Raw genomic sequence first — 17361 nt, 5'->3', positions numbered from 1 at the left:
ACTCACTCACTGACGAGGGGACGATGAGTCGCAGATCAGGGTCACCGCGTGGGTTCCGGTCGCTGCTCGAGTATATCGGGTCGGAGCTCGACTTCGAGACGGATTTCTACAACGACGCCTATCTCGACCGACGGATCACGGCCCGGATCCGCCGGACCGACAGCGATGACTACCGCGCGTACGAGCGACTGCTGAAACGCGACGGCGACGAGGCCGAGGCATTGATGGATTCCCTGTCGATCAACGTCACCGGGTTCTTCCGGAACCCGGAGGCCTGGGAACGCCTCCGTGACGTCCTCCGTGAGCTCACTACGGACCACCGGACGGTCCGGGTCTGGAGTGCCCCGTGTGCGGACGGGCGGGAGCCGTATTCCCTGGCGATGCTTGCACGGGACGACGCCCAGATCGACGAACGCCGTCTGGACATCCTCGCGACGGATATCAATCCGGATATCCTGGCCGAAGCGCGGGCGGGCGTCTACGAGACGTCACAGACGACCGACATCGAGGCCGAACTCGAACCGCTGTCGGACGTGTCGCCGTATATCGACCGCGACGGCGATACGTTCACCGTCCGGGACTCGATCCGCGAGATGGTCTCCTTCGAGCAACACGATCTCATCCGCGGGGACCCGCAGGGCGAGTTCGACCTCATGCTGTGTCGGAACTTCCTCATCTACATCGACTCGTCGTTCAAGGAACCCATCTTCGAGACGATCAGCGAGTCCCTCCGGAGCGGCGGCTATCTCATGATCGGGATGACCGAGACGATCCCGAACCAGTGTCGGGGGACGTTCGAATCGGTCGACAAACAGCGTCGCATCTACACCAGGGTGTAGCATGTCTCTGTTCGAACTCCAGCGCGAGGGCGACGTCCAGGAACTCATCAGGCTCCTCCGGGAGAGCGACAACGAGGAGGTTCGGATGCGCACCGCGTCGATGCTCGGGGAGTTCGACGAGCATGCGGATCGGCGGGATGTCGTGAGTGCACTCGTCGAGGCTGCTGAAACTGACGATTCGGGCATGGTGACTGCCGCGGCAGTCGACTCCCTCGACGAACTCGGCCAAGATGCCATCGAGGCACTCATCGAGTCGATGGCGGGGGTCGACTTCGAGGGTGGCGAAGCGGACTGGGTGCGCGCGAAGGCCTTCGTCAACGCACTCGAAGCCGACGTGCCCGAACTCCGGATGGCCGCCGCCAACGGCCTCGGGCAGTTCGGTGACACCGATGCGATCGAACCACTTGTCGGGCGGTTTACCGATCCTGATCCCCGAGTGCGTGCGCGGGCTGCCAGGGCGTGCGGGTCGATCGGCGACCCGCGGGCGACGGAGCCGCTTGAATCCCTGTTGACGGACGACGCCGGCGTCGTCCGGCGGGAAGCCGCCGAGGCACTCGGACAGATCGGGAACCGACAGGCACTCCAGGCCCTGCTCGACCTCTACGACGATCCAGCGGAGCGTGTCCGCCGGATCGCGGTCAACGCTTTCGGTAACTTCGATAACGCCGCGCCCGTCGATGCGCTGGTCAATGCACTCGGTGACGATGCGGCGACCGTTCGGCGGACGGCCGTCTATTCGATCATTCAATTGCTCGCGAACGTCCCCACACAGAAGAGTCACGAGATCCGCGAGACGATCGTCGACCGGTTGAGCGAGACTGACGACGACAGCGTCGTAGCTCCACTGGTCGAGATTTTGGAGGAGGGGACCCAGGTCGCACAGCGCCGGAACACGGCGTGGCTACTCGGCCGGGTCGTCACCGAACCTGACGATCGGGTCCTCGACGCGATGATCGCGGCGCTCGACGACGACGATCAGATGACCTCACAGTTCGCGGCGACCAGTCTGACTGAACTTGAAGACGTCAGCGTCGAGCGCCGTCTTCTCGACGTCGTCACGGACGATGAGCGCCCGACACAGGCCCGGACCCAGGCGATCTTTGCATTGGGGAAGGTCGGTGGCGACCGGTCGCGAGAGACGCTGGACACGCTGATCGACGAGACCGACAACGAAGAGATACGCAAACGCGCGTTCTCGGCCATCTCAAAGCTCGGAGGGCGACTGTGACCTGTCACTGCGGGAGCCGAGACGTTAATACGAGGGGCCGCCAACTTCCTGACACGAGGCGTCCATTCCGATGAGCGAGGGTGAACGCAAACTCGCCGACAGCCGGGGCAAATTCGTCCAGGTAGTCGAGAATGGCCGCAAACTCAACGACGTCGAGTGGCTCCCGGGCCGGATTCTGCTCTCGAACAAGCGTCTGGTACTGGCGAGCAACGAGGGCAAGAAAACGGTCTCTCTCGCGGAGATCCGGAGCGTCAAGACCCGGAAAAACGTCAATGAGGCGATCGCCAACGTTTCGGGATACGTCTCGGTTCAGACTGGCCGGGACGTGCTGTTGCTCTCTCCGTCCGACGTGGACGAGTTCGCGTCAGAGATCTACAGCGCCCGCCTGGATCAACAGGTCGTCCTCGCGAAACACCCCGCGGTCAAGGGTGGCGTCGTCCAGGACGCCCCCTGGGAGAAAGCGCGGATCAAAGTCGGCGAGGAATCCGTCGAACTTGCGATCTCGAGCGGGCAGTTCGTCGAGATCGAACTCAGCGACGTCGGCACCATCGACGAGACCGAACGTACCGTTCTGGAGAAACAGCGGAGCGTCCTCGAAGTCGAACATGCCATCGACGGGACGAGCGTCAAAACCTATCTGTCAGGGTCGGCGAGTGACTGCTCGATCCTCGCGTCGTTGCTTCGCTCCGGGGACCAACACGTCGAGTCCGACCTCGAGTTGAGCGACGCGGAACGCGAAGTGTTGATGGCGCTCTATTCGGGTGTTTCTCCGTTCGAGATCCCCGATTTTGTGGGTCTGGATATCGCGGAGGTCGAGGATATCTTCGATCAACTCGCCGAACAGGGCGTGGTGAAACAGAAGCGAACCCGACGGGAGGTCGGACTCAAACCCAGGGGTCGATCGATCGCGAGCGAAGTCATCGCGGATCAGTGACCCTCGCGGTCGGCGAGGAGGATGTCATTCGTTGACGTCTTCGAGGTGGCGATTGACCACGACCCGGCCTTTCGGCGTGAGCGTCGGTCCCGCCTCTCCGGTCGTGAGCAGGTCCTTCTCCGAGAGGTCGTTGACGAGCATCGTCACTTCGCTGGCCTCGCGGTCTAGGACGTTCGCGAGCGGGATCCCGTCCATATCGCCGGTCGAGTACACCGCAACCAGGAGTTCGATCTCCGGGTCCGCGAGCTCGATGTCCTTGAGTTCGGCCATGAGATCGGAGTACTCCAGCCGAAGGTACCGGCCCAGGAGACTGAGCTTCCGGGCGGAGGGGATCGCTGCCACGGTCGTCATCGCCTGGCCATCCGGCATATGTCGTACGGACAGGACGGCACGTTCCGAGCCAGCGATCTCCCTGGTCGAACGCTCGAACTTCGTGACTGCTGCGAGCGACACCGTGACGGTGTCACCCTGTCGTTTGAACTTCACGCCTTTCGGATCGAGGAACAGCTTCGCGGGGACGTACTCGGAATCGGTCACCCGGCCACCGATCTCTGCGGGGTGCTGGACCGTCGTGTCGGTCCCGTTGAGCAGGGCCTTGAACAGCACCGTCGAGAACTTCTCGATCGTGTCGTCGTCGGCCTCGACCACGGCGACGAAGCGGTCGTTTCCCTTTTCGAAGGCCACTGTCACCGTCGAATCGAAAAAGTCACCGAGATCGGGGGGGACATGCCCGACTGCGACGTCGAAAATCGACGAGAGCGGAATCGTCGTCTTCGAGTCGTCCGCCGCGAGCACCAGCCGCTTCTGGCTGAGGAGCACCCGCCCCTTGACGGGCTCGGCGCGAGCCGAGCGCTCGGAATTGAACGAGGCGACGAAATCCGCGATGACTGATTCCGACATGGATTCTCGTCTGTCTATCCCTCGATAGGACTGGCCAACTATTGAGCGTTACGTGCGAATATCAATCGAGAGAACGCACGGTGACCCTCGCTACTCGGCGTATCGCAGACGCCGTGACTTCTCGTGGAGCGGTCCTCGCTCCAGTGACGTCACTCTTCGGTGAGCAGGTCGGCCACGTCGCCGTCGCCGTGTTCGACGATCGTTACGTTCAGCTGTCTGACTGCGTCGCTGATCTCCCGGCCACGGACGGTGACACGCTTGCGTTCGCCGTCGCGCTCGGGGCTGAACCCGGTCCCGCCCTCGAGCAGGATCGACTTGAGATTCGGCCCACGGACGTCCGCCCGGAGCGGGCGGCCGGCGTCGTCGGATCCGCCAGTCAGTTCCAGGGTGAAGCCGTCGAGACCGATCGCACTCCCTTCGACCTCGTCGCCGAGCTCTCGGCCCACGAAGCGATTGGCGTCCTGTCCGTCGATGTCGACCTGATGGGTTTCGCCCGTGTCCGGATCGGCCACGGCGACAGTGAAGTCAACCATACCCGATTCAAACCGGTCGCGCTAAAAAAGCCCGTCGGAACGCCGCGGTTCCCCCTCCGTCTGGTCTCCTCGTGGTGGCCGTCCGCGGGCTTACCAGGGGGCAGCCAGCGCGCCGGCGTCGACGAACAGTGCCACGGCGACGACCGATGCGGCGAGGAAGAACGGCCGGGCATCGGCGGCGGGCGTCCTGACTTTCTGCTGGTCCGTCCCGTCGGTGAGCCGCGCCGCACCGATCTCCGAGAGCGCGGCGAGTGCAAGCCACAGGACGACCATTCCGAGGACGAGATGCCCCCGCGTCGAACTGAACAGCGTCTCCATGTAACCGGTGGCCGCCTGGTGGCCGCCGGTCAGCAGGGTCACTATCGCACCCGCGCGGGCGATCCGCTTGAACTGCGTCGTCAGGCGCGCGAGCGGTTCGCTGTCGAGTACCCCGTCTCTTGCTGCCGGCAGGACGGCGACAGTCATGAAGACGACGCTACCCGCCCACACGGCGGCAAACAGCAAGTGCAGCCCGGCAACAACCACGTCTGCAAATGTCATGGACGTGCGAACGGCCTCGATCCACATCAAGACACGGGATCGCCCTCGGAGCCCCTCAAAATACAGGGTCCGCTTCGGTGTCGTCCTCGTCGATCTCGCCGAGTTCGAGTTGGTCCAGCATGTTGACGAACGCGCCCGGATCGGGGATCAGGAACAGCCTGATCTTGAACGCGGCGTCCCGGTCAGTCACGTCCACGAGGCTGTCGAGGACGATCGACAGTGAGTCCACCCGGACGTGTGAGAGTGCGTCCTCCGCGATCTCTTCGCCCCCAGTGAACCGGAGCGTCGGTGTCCCCATGTCGATAGTCGTCCCGAGGGTGTTTGCGATCCCGTCGATGAACCCCGACGTGAGGATGTTACAGACCTCCTGGAGTGCGCTCTCCTGTAACTGGTTGAACTCATCGTCGACACTCGCGCCGGTCAACAGTTCGGCCATCTCACGGGCTGTCTCCTCGTAGAACGTGAGCAAAAACACACCGTAGGGAGGTTCGTTGAGCCGGATGCTCGCGCTGTAGATCGGATCGGTCCCGATCTCGCGGGCGATGTCCGGCGGTTCGACGAACGCCAGGCTCTTGATCTCGACTGTCGATTCGACGCCAGCGAGTGATCCGAGCGAGGTGGCCGCGTTCTCCGCACCGGCCTTGATCAGCTGGTTGATGACCCGTAATTTCCTGATGTCGATGAGCAGCGGCATCTGATCGGTCGTATCCACACCAATAGGCTACTTAGTGATTGTGTCTCGCGGGGCACGGGTTTTTGCCCCCGGGGGCCGTACCATCTCGCGTTGATCAACATGAACTCCGGGCACCCTCCTCCCGACATCGAGTGGTGTTACGAGGCCGTACAGGGTGTCTCCCGTACGTTTGCGCTCACCGTCGAGGCACTCGATGAGCCGATGGCATCCCAGATCGGTCTGGGGTACCTGCTCTGTCGCGTCGCGGACACGATCGAGGACGCCGGACACATTCCGCCGGACGAGCAGGTCTCGCTCCTGGCCACCTACGACGCCGCACTCGATCCCGACGCCGACGGGACCATGCTCGACTTCCGATCGGCCGTCGATCCCTGGCTCCCTGAGCCGGAACGCTCCGAGGACTGGCGGGTCGTCGCACGCGCGCCGACGGTGTGGGCCACGTTCGCCGACCAACCGGCCGACGCACGGGCGGCGATCGTCCCGCCCGTTCGGGAAATGGTCGACGGGATGGCCGACTTTCTCTCGGCGCACGCCGCGACCGGCGGGCTCCGGCTCGCGGACTACGCGGAACTCGACGAGTACTGTCACTACGCCGCCGGGACCGTCGGCATGCTCATCACGAACCTGCTCACTCGCGACGGCGTCGCTCAGGGCCGGAGCGAAACCCTCTACGAGACCGCCGGCTCGTTCGCCCGGCTCCTCCAACTCGTCAACGTCGCCAAGGACGTCCACGCGGACTTCCACGAGGAGAACAACGTCTACCTGCCGGCCACCTGGCTGGCCGCCGAGAACGTCGAGCAGGAGCATGTCCTGGCCGATCGAAACCGGGATGCGGTCGGTCGTGTCGTCGACCGCACGGCTACCCGCGCTCGAACCTTTCTCGACGACGCCCAGTCCTATCTCGAAGCTATGCCGCTCTCTCACGGTAATACGCTCGCTGCCTGGTCAGTCCCGTATCTGTTGAGTGTCGGGACACTCCGTGAACTCCGGAACCGGCCGGGTGATGCGCTCACTGAAACGGGCGTGAAGGTGGATCGCGAGGAGGTCTTTGCCGTGATGTCCGTCGCAAGCGATACCGGCCGCGATGCGCTCGGCGATCTCCGGACCTCGATCGAGCGGGAACCGTTTCACCTCGCCGTCGAGTGATCCCGGCCGGGTGCCCTCGGGTCGTCCCCTGCTCGTCACCGCATCAGCCGTCGATCGCTTCTGACAGTGCCTGTTGCAGGTCTGCCCGGAGATCTTCGACCCCCTCCAGACCGACGCTGAGTCGAACGAGGCCGTCAGTGATACCGTTCTGTCGTCGCTGTTCTGGGGGGACCGCTGCGTGAGTCATCGACGCCGGATGCTCGATCAGGCTCTCGACGCCCCCGAGACTTTCTGCCAGCGTGAACACTTCGGTGTTCGAAACGAACGTCTCGACTGCGTCTAGCGGCGCGTCGAGTTCAACGCTCACCATCCCGCCGTAGTCGTCCATCTGTCGCGCGGCGACGTCGTGCTGTGGGTGGGTGGAAAGGCCCGGGTAGTGGACTGTTTCAACGGCCGGTTGCTCGGCGAGCCACGATGCCAGCCCCATGGCTGTCTCGGAGTGGCGGTCCATCCTGACGGGGAGGGTCTTGATCCCGCGGAGGACCAGAAAACAGGCGAATGGGTCCGGCGTCGCCCCGACGCTGTTCTGGTAGAAGCCCAGTCGCTCGTCCAGTTCGGCGTCGTCGGTGAACAGTGCGCCGCCGACGACGTCGGAGTGACCACCCAGATATTTCGTCAGCGAGTGGGTCACGATGTCCGCGCCATGTTCGAGCGGGCGCTGGAGGTACGGCGTCGCGAACGTGTTGTCGACGGAAAGCAGCGCGTCGTTCGCGTGGGTGACGCCCGCGACGGCCTCGATGTCCAGCACCCGCATGAGCGGGTTCGTCGGCGTTTCGATCCAGACGAGCTCGGTCGCCGGTGTGACCGCTTCACGGAGTGCATCAGGATCGGTCGCGTCGACGAATGAGAATTCGAGGTCGTAGTCCTCGTAGACCTCCGTGAACAGCCGGTGAGTGCCGCCGTAGACGTCCTGACCGACGACGACGTGGTCGCCGGCTTCGAGCAGGTTCAGGACCGTATTGATCGCGGCCATTCCGCTCGCGAACGCCCGGCCGTGTGATCCTCCTTCGAGGCTGGCGAGGTTGTCCTCCAGGGCTGTCCGCGTCGGATTGCCCGTCCGGGAGTACTCGTAGCCGCGATGGTCTCCGGGGGCGTCCTGGGCGAACGTCGAGGAGGCGTAGATCGGCGGCATGATCGCTCCTGTTTCCGCATCGGGCTCCCACCCCGCGTGGATCGCCCGCGTCTCGAACGCGCTACCGACGAATTCGCTGTCGTGCTCTTCGCTCATGCTTTGCCCTCCCACTCGTCGAACGCTCCATAGATGTTCTTCGAGAGGTATCGCTCGCTCCCGTCCGGGAACACCGTCACGACGGTGTCGTGGGGCGGGTCCCGGTCACCCGCCGTGATCTCATCGGCCACCTGCCGCGCGGCGACACTCGCCGCGCCGGAACTTGATCCGACGAGATGGCCTTCCTCGGCGGCGAGGCGCTGTACTTCGGCGTGGGCCTCCCGGTCGGTGATCGTCACGAAGTCGTCGAGCTCGTCGGGCTCCAGCAGCTCCGTAACTTCGGGGTCGTGTGTCCCGATCCCCTCTGTCTTGTATGGCTTCTCGTCCCGTGGCTTTCCGAGCAGCGTGCCGAACGTCGACCCCGCCGGCTCGACGGCGACGACGTGGACGTCCGGGACGTGCTCGCGGACGGCGCGAGTGATCCCCGTCAGGGTCCCACCCGAGCCCACGCCGACGACGATCGCCCCGATCTCCCCGTCGAGTGCTTCGAGGATCTCCGGCCCAGTCGTCCGGTAGTGGGCCTCGACGTTCAGCGGCGTCGAAAACTGTTGGGGGACGGTAGCGTCTTCTTCCTCTTCTGCAATTTCGTGTGCGCGCTCGATCGCACCGTCCATCCCGCCCTCGCCCGGCACGTGGACGATCTCGCCGCCGAGGGCGGCCATCAGTCGTTCCTTCTCCGGGCTGAAGCCCTCCGGAACGACGAAGATCGCCTCAAGGTCGTGTCGGCCGGCCGCGATCGCCATTCCGATGCCGGTGTTGCCGGCTGTCGGCTCGACGATCGTCCCACCGGGTGGGATCGCCCCGCGCTCCAGCAACTGCTCGATGATGCGCTTGCCGATCCGGTCCTTGACGCTGCCGCCCGGGTTGAACGTCTCCACCTTCGCGTATATCTCCGCCCCGTCGACGCTGTCAACTTCGACAAGGGGTGTTCGGCCGATCGTTTCGAGTACGGATGTCGCAGGTTCGTGATGTGTCGTCATGTCTCTAGGCTGTGTTCGAATCGTTCGTCACCGATGCGAGCCGCTATGCAGCGAACTCAACAGCGACAACAGCCAAGAGACGGTGAGAAGGAGCGTTGATCGTGAACCCGTGCCCGTCGGCGTGCCCGCGGCTGTCGGTGGGGCACCATCGGTTGATCCCAGTCACGCCGCCTGCTTGAGGTGGCGCCCGGAATCGAATGGGTTCGACCCATACTGACGAAAATGTGTGGGCGCTTTATGCCGCTTTCTGTTTGAGATCGCCGAACGAGGTCCGCGTCCTGACTCGAACGAGCCGAACTCGCTTCTCGACCGGCCCACTGTATTTGCTATAGCGTAATATGGTTTATGCAGTGGCAGACAGACAGCCCACTGGCGAGATATTCGTCGGTCATCCGCGGATTTCAGGCCAGTTGTTCGGCGATAGCACTCTCGAGCCGGTCGATGAACTCCTCTCGGCGGGCCGCCGGGATCGTTGCGCCGGCGGCGATGTCGTGGCCCCCGCCACCGCCACCGACCGCGACGCTCGCCGTGTGGATCGCATCCGAGAGGTCCAGCCCCTGGCGGACGAGGGTGGCGGTCCCCCGGGCCGAAACCTTCCGCTCGTCCTCGGACTTCCGGGCGAAGGCGACGATCGGCCGTTCGCGGTCGACGCCGGGGAGTCCGAGTGCCATCCCGGCGACGATCCCCACGATCGTCTCCCGGATAGCGTCGTCGGCGTCGAACCACTGGACTGTCTCGCCCGACTCGACGCCGTTCTCGCGGACGTACTCAAGGCCCTCCGAAAGGTTCCGCCGGTGGTTCGCGAGCAATCGACGGGCGCGTTCGAGGGCTTGCTCGCGGTCGCCGAGACAGACGGCCAAGCCCACGTCGGCACGTTCATAGCGCGCCGTCGCGTTGAGCAGGGTCGAAAATTCGCTTGCGTCACGGAGTTCGGTGCCTTGTGCCTCTCCTGAGAGCGTATAACTCGTCCCGACGAGTGAGTCGATCCGGTCCGCCGGCACGCCCCGCTCGACACCACGCTGTACGAGCCCGCTGACGACCGTCTGACGCTCTTCCGCGGAGAGGTCGACCCATCGACGCCACTCGTCATCCACTTCGAGATCGATCCCGAGCGATTCCAGGAAGTCGATCGCGCCGGCTTCGTCGCCCGAAACCCCGGGAATCTGGGGTTGATCGGCGTATTCGAGCAGCTTCGGCAGCGGTCGGGTCTGTTTGCCATACAGCGCGATGTCGGTCGCCTCCTCGAGGACGCCTGCTCCCATTCCGTCCTCGACGATCGCTCGATTCGCACCGACGAGCTCGCCGCCGACTGCCTGCATGTCGCCGACAGCGCCGACCACCGCGAGCGCGGCGAGGTCACGGTTGTCCTGTTCGTCTTCCTCCAACGCGCGTGCGAGTAGGTAACTTGCCCCAGCCCCCGAAAGTTCGGATGCGCCGTCGATCCCTTCGAGGAGGGGATTGAGGTGATAGCGCGTCTCGGCGTCGGCCGGCTGGTGATGGTCGACGACGATCGGCTCGAAGTCCCCTTGCTGTTCGTGTTTCGTGATCGCATCGAGTTGGCCACTCCCGAAGTCGGTGAACAGCACCGTCTGAAAGTCTCGTGCGGCGATCGACGCGATTTCTTCGTCGTCGAGCTGGTTCTTGAAGACCGTTGTCGTTGGAATCCCCGCCCGTTCAAGGGCCGTCGTGGCGATTCCGGCGCTCGTCAATCCGTCAGCATCGATGTGCGAGGCCAGGAGCACCTCATCGGCGCTTCGAAGGCGCTGGGCACACTCCGCGGCTCGATCGGCGAGTTTCGGCACGGGTGCCATCGCTATTGCTTGGTTCGGACAGCGATAAAAACGTCAGGATCGGGCGGATAAATCATATGGCGCTATATCAATGATGGGTGGGGAATTGAATCATTTCCGATCGTCTATTTCCGGACCGGCCACCTGATTAGCGACCGTCTGGATCGGTAACGCCGTCGAGATACGCGAAGAAGGCGCGCTTGCGGGCGGTGTTGGGGTCCCACCGGACCGGCGGTGACTGGTAGCCGTGCCAGTAATCGTTCTCGCCGGGGTCGAAGTATCCCCAGGAGGCCCCGGACTCGAGGGCGGCCAGCATGTTACTATCGGAGCCAAAGCGAAAGTGATCGTCCTCGTTGAAGACGATCGGCATCGGTTCGTAGGTAGGTGCCGACCGGACCTCGGCGACCATCTCGCGGATCCGCTCGGGATCGTCGACATTGTTGCCGTGGAGGAGCACGAGATCCGACGCGTCAATCACGTCGTCCGTCGGGACCACCCCACCCGAGAAACTCGTCCCGACGGGGTAGCGATGGCCGTCGTGTTCGGTCTCCCTGATACGCTCGATCAGTTCGGTAATGCGCTCCGGTTGGAGAATCGCGTGGTCGTAGTTGATGTCACACTCGTTTGCGACTTCGAGGACGACGTTGGTATATTCCTTTTCGTGAAGCCACGCCATCACCTCATCGACGGCCCGGATCACGCTCGTTTCGTCTGCCAACACGTCGTCCTGCCCGAAGTAAAACAGCCCGAGGATCACGGCCATGCCGAGTTCGTCGGCGCGATCCAGCACGCGTTCGAGTCGCCCCATCCACACCGGTTTCAGCGTCCCGTCCGGTCGATACGCCGAGACCGTCCAGGGTTGGGATTCGGAGTACCCCTCGGGACTCCCGCACTGGAGGTTGGTCGCGATCGCCCGGAGCCCGTGCTTTCGCCACGTCGGCATCGCACCGAGGAACTCAGAGACGTTGCGTTCCGGATCCCACTCGCCGGTGTCGGGATACGCCCAGTTGTCGACCGTTTCGGGGTTCTCGTCGTCGAAGATAGCGTGGACCAGGCGGGCGTTGAAAAGCAACCCCTCGATCGACTGGCCCTCGTGGGTTCGCCCGGCGTAAGTCCGTTGGCCGTTGATCGTGAACACGTCCCCGTCGATTCCGACGTGGGTGTGGCGCTGGTCGCCGAACATACGTGGTGGCCCACGACGCGACCAATGAATGTTGTGGTGGCTGGGAACGGGAAGTAACCCGGAACGCGGTCGGCTGCGACGCGATCAGTCTGATTGCCCTGCCTTTCGATCCATCGCCAGCCGCCCACCGACGTACAGCGCGCTCATCGTCGCGCCCCAAACGAGGTGACTGAGCAGCGACAGAAGCGACAGACTCGGCACCACAGCTGGCTGTCCGACTAGGCGCAACCACAGCGGCATAATGACGCCTGCGGCGACGAGCCAGAGGGCGAGCGCCCACCCCATCCCGGCTGCCAGACACCATCTGACGTCCTCGGCGTAGGGGTCGGGGACGGACGCGAGTATCCCCGCGTACATCAACCCGAAGACGACGCTGTGGAACTCGTGAGTGATCCAGCCGACGACTGGTTGCGTGCTGCCGTACAACGACCCGATGATCGGGACCACGCCCGAAGTCGCTTGGCCGACGACGCCCATCGTGACGCCAGCAACCAGCGACGCCACGACAGTCAGCCACATTTCACGGCGGGAGACACCGAAGGAATCCGGCGCTCGCACCGTCGATCGACCGGGATGGGTCGCTGCCGACGTCAGTGGGATCGCCAGTTCGATCGTGGTCGTCCCGCCATCGTCGCTCGTTTCGGCGTGGCCGCCAATCGTGTCGAGTACCAACCTGACGACGTTGAGTCCGAATCCGCTCGACGGGTCGTCGTAGTCACTACCGGCCCCTTCTTCGAGGATTTCACGCTGAGAGTCGCTCAACTCCGCGCCGTCGTCCGTAATTCGGAGGTGGGCAAGCCGATTTCCTTGCTCGATGGTTATCGACACTTGCGTGGGCCCGTCGTCGCGGTCGGTTCCCCGACGGAGGACGTGCTCTATCGCGCGTTCGAGCATCTCGTTCCCCCAGATAGACACCGGTTTCTCGGGGCGTGTCGTCACCTCGTATTGGCAATCTTGACAATCCGCGGAGACGGTCCCGATGGCTCGTTCGACCACGGTGGTCAGATCCATCTCTTCGAGTCCGCGCCTGGCACCTTCCGTCGAGCGAGCCAGGTGCTTGACGTCTTCGACGGTTCGCTGGATGCTTTTCGACTGGGATTGGACTGTCTCGACGACCCGGCCCTGCAACTCCGGATCGTCGCGGTCGTCGAGCACACCGATCTGGCCGTCGATCACCAGCACGGCGTTGAGTACTCGGTCGCGCAGACTGCGATTGAGAATCTCCAGGCGGTCGGTCTGCTGTTTGAGTTCCCCGCGCTGGCGACGGTTCTCGGCCGCATAGATACCCGTCAGTGCGCCCCCGATCGCCCCGCCGATCAGGAAGTTCGACAGCGCTGGTTGCCATTGCACACCGGCGATTTCTCCCATCTCATCGACGCCCGATCCCATCAGCGTCAGGACCACGAGCAGGAACATGGTCGCCGTTCCGATCACGGTCCAGAGGGCCGTGATTCGGACGTAGCGTCGATCGAACGACCCGACGGTCAACGCGACCCCGAATGCCGATAGGGTCAGGCCGAGCGTCAGTGGGACGATGCCAGCGAAGGCAAACCGCAACGGTTGCTCTCCGACGGTGAACGTCACGGTAAAGCGAGTCAGGCCGAACCCGATCACCGCCACGATCAGCCCCGCCGGGGAGAGGCGCCGGTTCACGGCGGAGCGCAATCCGAACAAAGACACGGTGTTCGGAGAGTGGTCGGTGTCGCCAAAATAGCTTGGGTGGAATACGTCGGTAGCGCTCGTCGTCGAATTGCGATTCTCCGTGCGCTCGTCGATCAACTATCGATCGAGCCGATCGATGACCGCTGTGGCAAGTGCCTCGAACTCGGCCGCTTCGGGAACGACATCGACGTCGACTCCCTGTCCCGCTGCCGTCTCTCGGGTTGGTCCGCCGATCGTCCCCACGACTGCCTCGGACAATCCCTCGATCGCCGCCGCTCGCTGGCCTCGCTCACTCGCGATCGCCAGAAAGTGTTCGACCGTCAACGAGGAGGTGAACAGCGCGGCGTCGAGGTCGCCTTCGGCGGCCCGCCGGACGGACTCGCCGGCGTTCGCTGGACGGACGAGTCGATACAGTACCGTCTCGTGGACGTACGCGCCGGCCGATTCCAGCCCGTCCAGCAACACGTCGCTGCCGTGGTCGCTGCGGGCGACCTCGACTCGCAGCCCGTCGACTTGCTCCCCGAGTGCATCGACGAGTCCGGACGAGGAGTACGTCTCCGGCACGACGTCGACCGCGATCCCGTTCGCCCGGAGTGCGGCGGCCGTCGGCTCGCCGATCGCACACACTGTTGCGTCGCCGGGCGTCCACTCGCCGGCCACCAGTTCGGCCCCGGTCTTGCTCGTGAAAACGACCACCTCGGCGTCCGTGCGGGGAAGCGTCTCCGTCGGCTCAACGGCGAGCATCGGGTCGGCGATTGGGTTCGCGTCGAGCGATTCGAGGAGTTCGACCGCCGTCTCCAGTCGCTCGTCGTCCGGGCGGAAGACGGCGACGGTCGGCCGGTCGTCAGTCATGTCTCTCCCTCCCGGTGTGGTGAGTGCCGGCGACCGGCCTCATGTGTCGTCGGCCTCCGCCATCTCCTTGGCGCGTTCGATCACCTCATCTGCACCGCGGTCGGCGAGGTCCTCGCCCAGTTCGCGGGCGGCGTCGACGTGGTCTTCGACCGGGAGTGCGCGTCGGTCGGCGATCTCCTCGGTTCCGTCGGGCGCGAGCACGCGGACTGTCGTCGTGACGACTCGACCCTGGAACACCGCCCGGACGCCGATCGGGGCCACGCAGCCGCCGCCCAGCGTTTCGAGGATCGTGCGCTCGACGGTCGCCTCGACGCGCGTGCGAGCGTCATCAATGATATCGCGGATCGCCTCGGCGGCTTCGCCTTCCTCGGCGACGACGGCGACGACCCCCTGGCCGGGAGATGGAACGAACTGCTCGTCGGGGAGTGCCTGGAAGTCGAGGTGATGGGTCAGTCCCAGCCGATCCAGCCCGGCTTCGGCGAGCACGATCGCATCGTATTCGGTGTCGACCTCGCGTGCCGTGGCTTTGCGCTCGATCTCGGCGAGGCCGTTGAACCAGTCGTCGAAGGACTGCTCGAACGTCTGGCCCGTCGCCTTCGTTTCGTCGTCGCCATTTTCGGTGGTTTCTTCGCTCTCTTGGGCATCCAGTCGCGCCGTATACTCTGCCTTGAGGGTGGGTGCGAGTAACTTTTCCACTCTGGTGTCGACGTTGCCGCGCAGTGGCTGGACGTCGAGATCCGGGCGTTCGGCCAGCAACTGCGCGCGCCGGCGGAGACTGGACGTCCCGACCGTTGCGCCCTCCGGAAGGTCATCGAGGTCGGTTCCGTCGGGCGTGACCAGGACATCGTTCGCCGGCGCGCGTTCGGGCACCGCGGCGACGGTCAACCCCTCGCGATCCTCCGTCGGGACGTCCTTCAACGAGTGGACCGCGGCGTCGGCCTCGCCTGCCCGGACGCGCTCGTCGAGGCTGTGGACGAACGCGCCGGTCTTGCCGAGGCGATGGATGAGTTCGTCACGGAGTTCGTCGCCCGTCGTCTCGACTTCGAGGAGTTCGACCTCGTGACGGCGACTCTCCAGGGCGTCGCGTATCGCCCCGGTCTGCCGGAGCGCGAGATCCGACCCGCGCGTGGCCAACCGGAACGTCGTGGCACGGCTGCTCATTAGCCGTGTGTCCACGGTCGAGCGGGATAACCTCACCGCTCGACGCTGGCGATAGCTGGCTTGGATCGAAGTGTCGCCAGCCGATCAGTACGGCTCGTCTTTCAGCCCCAACACGTACGCGAGCGCGTTCGTCGTGACGTGCAGGATGGGAGTCAGGATGACGACGACTGCCAGCACGGCCGGCGTGAACGTCTCGCCGAACCAGGTTGGCGCGGCGAGTACGGCCAGGCCGAGCGCGCCGAGTACGAAATCGAGTTGATCGAGGCCGGGGACGGGCGCGCCGCGCTGGCGATCGAGGCGGCGTTTGATGAACGAGGCGGCGATGTCACCGACCATCGCGCCCAGTGCCAGCGCGACGGCGGCCGCGATCGGGAATCCAGGCAGGTCGATCCCGATCGCGTCGCCAATGGCGGGTGCCGCGGCGTCGAGTGCGAGCGCCAGGGCCGCCCCCGCCGCGGTGCCGGCGACCGTGCCACGCCAGGTTTTACCGTCGCCGAGCAGGCGCGCACCGCGATAGGTTCGCCCGCCGTCGATCGGCTGACCGCCGCCGGCCAGCACGGCGACGTTGTTGGGGAGATATGCGGGCAACATCGCCCAGAACGCGATGACGACGACCGAGAGCCACGACATCTTTCCCGGCGATACGATGGCCGTCAGTTAAAGACATCTGATTCCGCTCGTGGCGTGGTCGGTTTGATCCGGCAAGCATGTACCCCCAGTTCTGAAGTCCGTGGCCGGCCAAGAGAGGATATGAGCAGTTCCGGTCTCTGTGGCATCTGCGGTCGCACCGGTGCCGGGTACACTTGCGATAGATGTGGCACGCTCGTCTGTGAGCGCCACTACGAGGCGTCGGTCGGGTTCTGCGTCGAGTGCGCCCGCGAAGTGGGCGGTGGCGGGCAACCGAGTGGGGACGATCAGCCGGACACCGGCGACACCTATCAGTTCTGACTCGACGACGAGAAGATCGTACACGTGAGCCACCCCATCACCCGGGCGACGGCGTTGACGAGATGGAGAGTCACTAGCAACACGATCACACCGACGACCGACGCGGCGAGTGCTTCCGGGAGCGTGTCGATGACGATGGGACCGAACCCGCCTGCTCCGGTTGAACTATCGATTGAGAGCGCCCCCAGTTCGACGGTCGACCCCTCGCCGGTCAACAGCTCGTAGCGGACGCCGGGCAACCAGTACACCAGCGGCGCGACCAGTAGCGTCAGTGGGATCACCAACCCGAGTGTGAGCGCGACGAACGCGACAGTGCCGACGATGAACTGCGCCAGGAAATAGACAACCATCCCGTAGTTGTGGCGGTCGGTTACGACCGTCTTGGCATAGTTGCGGACCGACAGCTCGTCCGCGTCGGTGGGTGTCCAGGTCGCGTCGACGTTCAGCAGCCCTGTTGCGATCCGTGCTTCGATCACACCCGCATAGTCGGCGGCTCCGAGGACGCCGATTAGAATTGGGACGCCGATCACTAGCGGGATCAAGACGATTCCCAGAGTGATTCCAGTGAGGAACAGCGTGAAGTACGCGATCCCCAGCGGGAACCGCAGGAACATGTACGCCAGGTTGCGATACGTTCGCTTCGCCACCACGACGCCAAGGATGCGACGCGACAGCGATCTATTAGACGTGGCCGTCATGGATCGATCTTTTGTTGCCCGGGGATACGAAAAGGCGGCCCAGAT

General features: G+C 64.4%; 18 protein-coding genes. 5 read left to right on the top strand and 13 right to left on the bottom strand.

Annotation, left to right across the window (positions count from 1 at the left end):
• Window positions 1–23: 23 nt before the first annotated feature.
• From HUTA_RS04610 to HUTA_RS04600, 3 genes are all read left to right on the top strand, one after another.
• Window positions 24–839 carry a CheR family methyltransferase gene (locus tag HUTA_RS04610; RefSeq protein WP_015788701.1) on the top strand — a complete coding sequence of 272 codons (816 nt, stop codon included), beginning with the start codon at window positions 24–26 and terminating at the stop codon, window positions 837–839.
• Window position 840: 1 nt separating this feature from the next.
• The gene (locus tag HUTA_RS04605) at window positions 841–2067 is read left to right on the top strand and encodes a HEAT repeat domain-containing protein (protein WP_015788700.1); all 1227 of its coding nucleotides are present in this window, start codon (window positions 841–843) and stop codon (window positions 2065–2067) included.
• A gap of 70 nt (window positions 2068–2137) precedes the next feature.
• A complete protein-coding gene (locus HUTA_RS04600) occupies window positions 2138–3001 on the top strand; it encodes a CheF family chemotaxis protein (protein ID WP_015788699.1) in 864 nt (287 codons plus the stop codon).
• 24 nt (window positions 3002–3025) lie between these two features.
• On the opposite strand, the gene HUTA_RS04595 is transcribed toward HUTA_RS04600, so the two are convergent.
• From HUTA_RS04595 to HUTA_RS04580, 4 genes are all read right to left on the bottom strand, one after another.
• Window positions 3026–3901: a CheF family chemotaxis protein gene (locus HUTA_RS04595; RefSeq protein WP_015788698.1), complete on the bottom strand. Its 876-nt coding sequence runs from the start codon at window positions 3899–3901 to the stop codon at window positions 3026–3028.
• A gap of 149 nt (window positions 3902–4050) precedes the next feature.
• Window positions 4051–4434, bottom strand: a complete 384-nt coding sequence (locus HUTA_RS04590; RefSeq protein WP_015788697.1) for a 30S ribosomal protein S6e — start codon at window positions 4432–4434, stop codon at window positions 4051–4053.
• Window positions 4435–4524: 90 nt separating this feature from the next.
• On the bottom strand, window positions 4525–4974 hold the full coding sequence (locus HUTA_RS04585; RefSeq protein ID WP_015788696.1) for a CopD family protein: 450 nt from the start codon (window positions 4972–4974) through the stop codon (window positions 4525–4527).
• Between the two features lie 55 nt (window positions 4975–5029).
• On the bottom strand, window positions 5030–5668 hold the full coding sequence (locus tag HUTA_RS04580) for a chemotaxis protein CheC (RefSeq protein ID WP_015788695.1): 639 nt from the start codon (window positions 5666–5668) through the stop codon (window positions 5030–5032).
• Window positions 5669–5767: 99 nt separating this feature from the next.
• On the opposite strand from HUTA_RS04580, the gene HUTA_RS04575 reads away from it, so the two are divergent.
• Complete coding sequence (locus HUTA_RS04575) at window positions 5768–6814, top strand: phytoene/squalene synthase family protein (RefSeq protein ID WP_015788694.1); 1047 nt, start codon at window positions 5768–5770, stop codon at window positions 6812–6814.
• Between the two features lie 43 nt (window positions 6815–6857).
• On the opposite strand, the gene HUTA_RS04570 is transcribed toward HUTA_RS04575, so the two are convergent.
• The 8 genes from HUTA_RS04570 to HUTA_RS04535 form a co-directional block, all read right to left on the bottom strand.
• Window positions 6858–8042 carry a cystathionine gamma-synthase gene (locus HUTA_RS04570; protein WP_015788693.1) on the bottom strand — a complete coding sequence of 395 codons (1185 nt, stop codon included), beginning with the start codon at window positions 8040–8042 and terminating at the stop codon, window positions 6858–6860.
• Window positions 8039–9022, bottom strand: a complete 984-nt coding sequence (locus tag HUTA_RS04565) for a PLP-dependent cysteine synthase family protein (RefSeq protein WP_015788692.1) — start codon at window positions 9020–9022, stop codon at window positions 8039–8041. The genes HUTA_RS04570 and HUTA_RS04565 overlap by 4 nt, the downstream gene beginning before the upstream one ends.
• A gap of 401 nt (window positions 9023–9423) precedes the next feature.
• The gene (locus tag HUTA_RS04560) at window positions 9424–10833 is read right to left on the bottom strand and encodes a DHHA1 domain-containing protein (RefSeq protein WP_015788691.1); all 1410 of its coding nucleotides are present in this window, start codon (window positions 10831–10833) and stop codon (window positions 9424–9426) included.
• Window positions 10834–10960: 127 nt separating this feature from the next.
• Window positions 10961–11995 (bottom strand): hypothetical protein, encoded by a 1035-nt coding sequence (locus HUTA_RS04555; RefSeq protein ID WP_015788690.1) that lies wholly within the window; start codon window positions 11993–11995, stop codon window positions 10961–10963.
• Window positions 11996–12079: 84 nt separating this feature from the next.
• Window positions 12080–13648, bottom strand: a complete 1569-nt coding sequence (locus HUTA_RS15220) for an ATP-binding protein (protein ID WP_143920325.1) — start codon at window positions 13646–13648, stop codon at window positions 12080–12082.
• A gap of 126 nt (window positions 13649–13774) precedes the next feature.
• Window positions 13775–14509, bottom strand: a complete 735-nt coding sequence (locus HUTA_RS04545) for a uroporphyrinogen-III synthase (RefSeq protein ID WP_015788688.1) — start codon at window positions 14507–14509, stop codon at window positions 13775–13777.
• Window positions 14510–14548: 39 nt separating this feature from the next.
• On the bottom strand, window positions 14549–15670 hold the full coding sequence (hemC, locus tag HUTA_RS04540; RefSeq protein ID WP_015788687.1) for a hydroxymethylbilane synthase: 1122 nt from the start codon (window positions 15668–15670) through the stop codon (window positions 14549–14551).
• Window positions 15671–15754: 84 nt separating this feature from the next.
• A complete protein-coding gene (locus HUTA_RS04535) occupies window positions 15755–16300 on the bottom strand; it encodes a CDP-2,3-bis-(O-geranylgeranyl)-sn-glycerol synthase (RefSeq protein ID WP_015788686.1) in 546 nt (181 codons plus the stop codon).
• A gap of 120 nt (window positions 16301–16420) precedes the next feature.
• On the opposite strand from HUTA_RS04535, the gene HUTA_RS04530 reads away from it, so the two are divergent.
• The gene (locus HUTA_RS04530; protein WP_015788685.1) at window positions 16421–16618 is read left to right on the top strand and encodes a zinc finger HIT domain-containing protein; all 198 of its coding nucleotides are present in this window, start codon (window positions 16421–16423) and stop codon (window positions 16616–16618) included.
• Here HUTA_RS04530 and HUTA_RS04525 read toward each other — a convergent pair.
• Window positions 16609–17316, bottom strand: a complete 708-nt coding sequence (locus HUTA_RS04525; RefSeq protein WP_015788684.1) for a sensor domain-containing protein — start codon at window positions 17314–17316, stop codon at window positions 16609–16611. The genes HUTA_RS04530 and HUTA_RS04525 overlap by 10 nt on opposite strands.
• Window positions 17317–17361 lie beyond the last annotated feature (45 nt).

The organism is Halorhabdus utahensis DSM 12940 (assembly GCF_000023945.1).
Lineage (GTDB): Archaea > Halobacteriota > Halobacteria > Halobacteriales > Haloarculaceae > Halorhabdus > Halorhabdus utahensis.
This window is presented reverse-complemented; position numbering and strand designations above follow the sequence as displayed.

What these genes read in the sequence shown, in the direction of transcription:
- HUTA_RS04610 (WP_015788701.1), top strand. Translation starts at nt 24, where the DNA reads ATGAGTCGCAGATCAGGGTCACCGCGTGGGTTCCGGTCGCTGCTCGAG.
- HUTA_RS04605 (WP_015788700.1), top strand. Translation starts at nt 841, where the DNA reads ATGTCTCTGTTCGAACTCCAGCGCGAGGGCGACGTCCAGGAACTCATC.
- HUTA_RS04600 (WP_015788699.1), top strand. Translation starts at nt 2,138, where the DNA reads ATGAGCGAGGGTGAACGCAAACTCGCCGACAGCCGGGGCAAATTCGTC.
- HUTA_RS04595 (WP_015788698.1), bottom strand. Translation starts at nt 3,901, where the DNA reads ATGTCGGAATCAGTCATCGCGGATTTCGTCGCCTCGTTCAATTCCGAG.
- HUTA_RS04590 (WP_015788697.1), bottom strand. Translation starts at nt 4,434, where the DNA reads ATGGTTGACTTCACTGTCGCCGTGGCCGATCCGGACACGGGCGAAACC.
- HUTA_RS04585 (WP_015788696.1), bottom strand. Translation starts at nt 4,974, where the DNA reads ATGACATTTGCAGACGTGGTTGTTGCCGGGCTGCACTTGCTGTTTGCC.
- HUTA_RS04580 (WP_015788695.1), bottom strand. Translation starts at nt 5,668, where the DNA reads ATGCCGCTGCTCATCGACATCAGGAAATTACGGGTCATCAACCAGCTG.
- HUTA_RS04575 (WP_015788694.1), top strand. Translation starts at nt 5,768, where the DNA reads ATGAACTCCGGGCACCCTCCTCCCGACATCGAGTGGTGTTACGAGGCC.
- HUTA_RS04570 (WP_015788693.1), bottom strand. Translation starts at nt 8,042, where the DNA reads ATGAGCGAAGAGCACGACAGCGAATTCGTCGGTAGCGCGTTCGAGACG.
- HUTA_RS04565 (WP_015788692.1), bottom strand. Translation starts at nt 9,022, where the DNA reads ATGACGACACATCACGAACCTGCGACATCCGTACTCGAAACGATCGGC.
- HUTA_RS04560 (WP_015788691.1), bottom strand. Translation starts at nt 10,833, where the DNA reads ATGGCACCCGTGCCGAAACTCGCCGATCGAGCCGCGGAGTGTGCCCAG.
- HUTA_RS04555 (WP_015788690.1), bottom strand. Translation starts at nt 11,995, where the DNA reads ATGTTCGGCGACCAGCGCCACACCCACGTCGGAATCGACGGGGACGTG.
- HUTA_RS04545 (WP_015788688.1), bottom strand. Translation starts at nt 14,509, where the DNA reads ATGACTGACGACCGGCCGACCGTCGCCGTCTTCCGCCCGGACGACGAG.
- hemC (WP_015788687.1), bottom strand. Translation starts at nt 15,670, where the DNA reads ATGAGCAGCCGTGCCACGACGTTCCGGTTGGCCACGCGCGGGTCGGAT.
- HUTA_RS04535 (WP_015788686.1), bottom strand. Translation starts at nt 16,300, where the DNA reads ATGTCGTGGCTCTCGGTCGTCGTCATCGCGTTCTGGGCGATGTTGCCC.
- HUTA_RS04530 (WP_015788685.1), top strand. Translation starts at nt 16,421, where the DNA reads ATGAGCAGTTCCGGTCTCTGTGGCATCTGCGGTCGCACCGGTGCCGGG.
- HUTA_RS04525 (WP_015788684.1), bottom strand. Translation starts at nt 17,316, where the DNA reads ATGACGGCCACGTCTAATAGATCGCTGTCGCGTCGCATCCTTGGCGTC.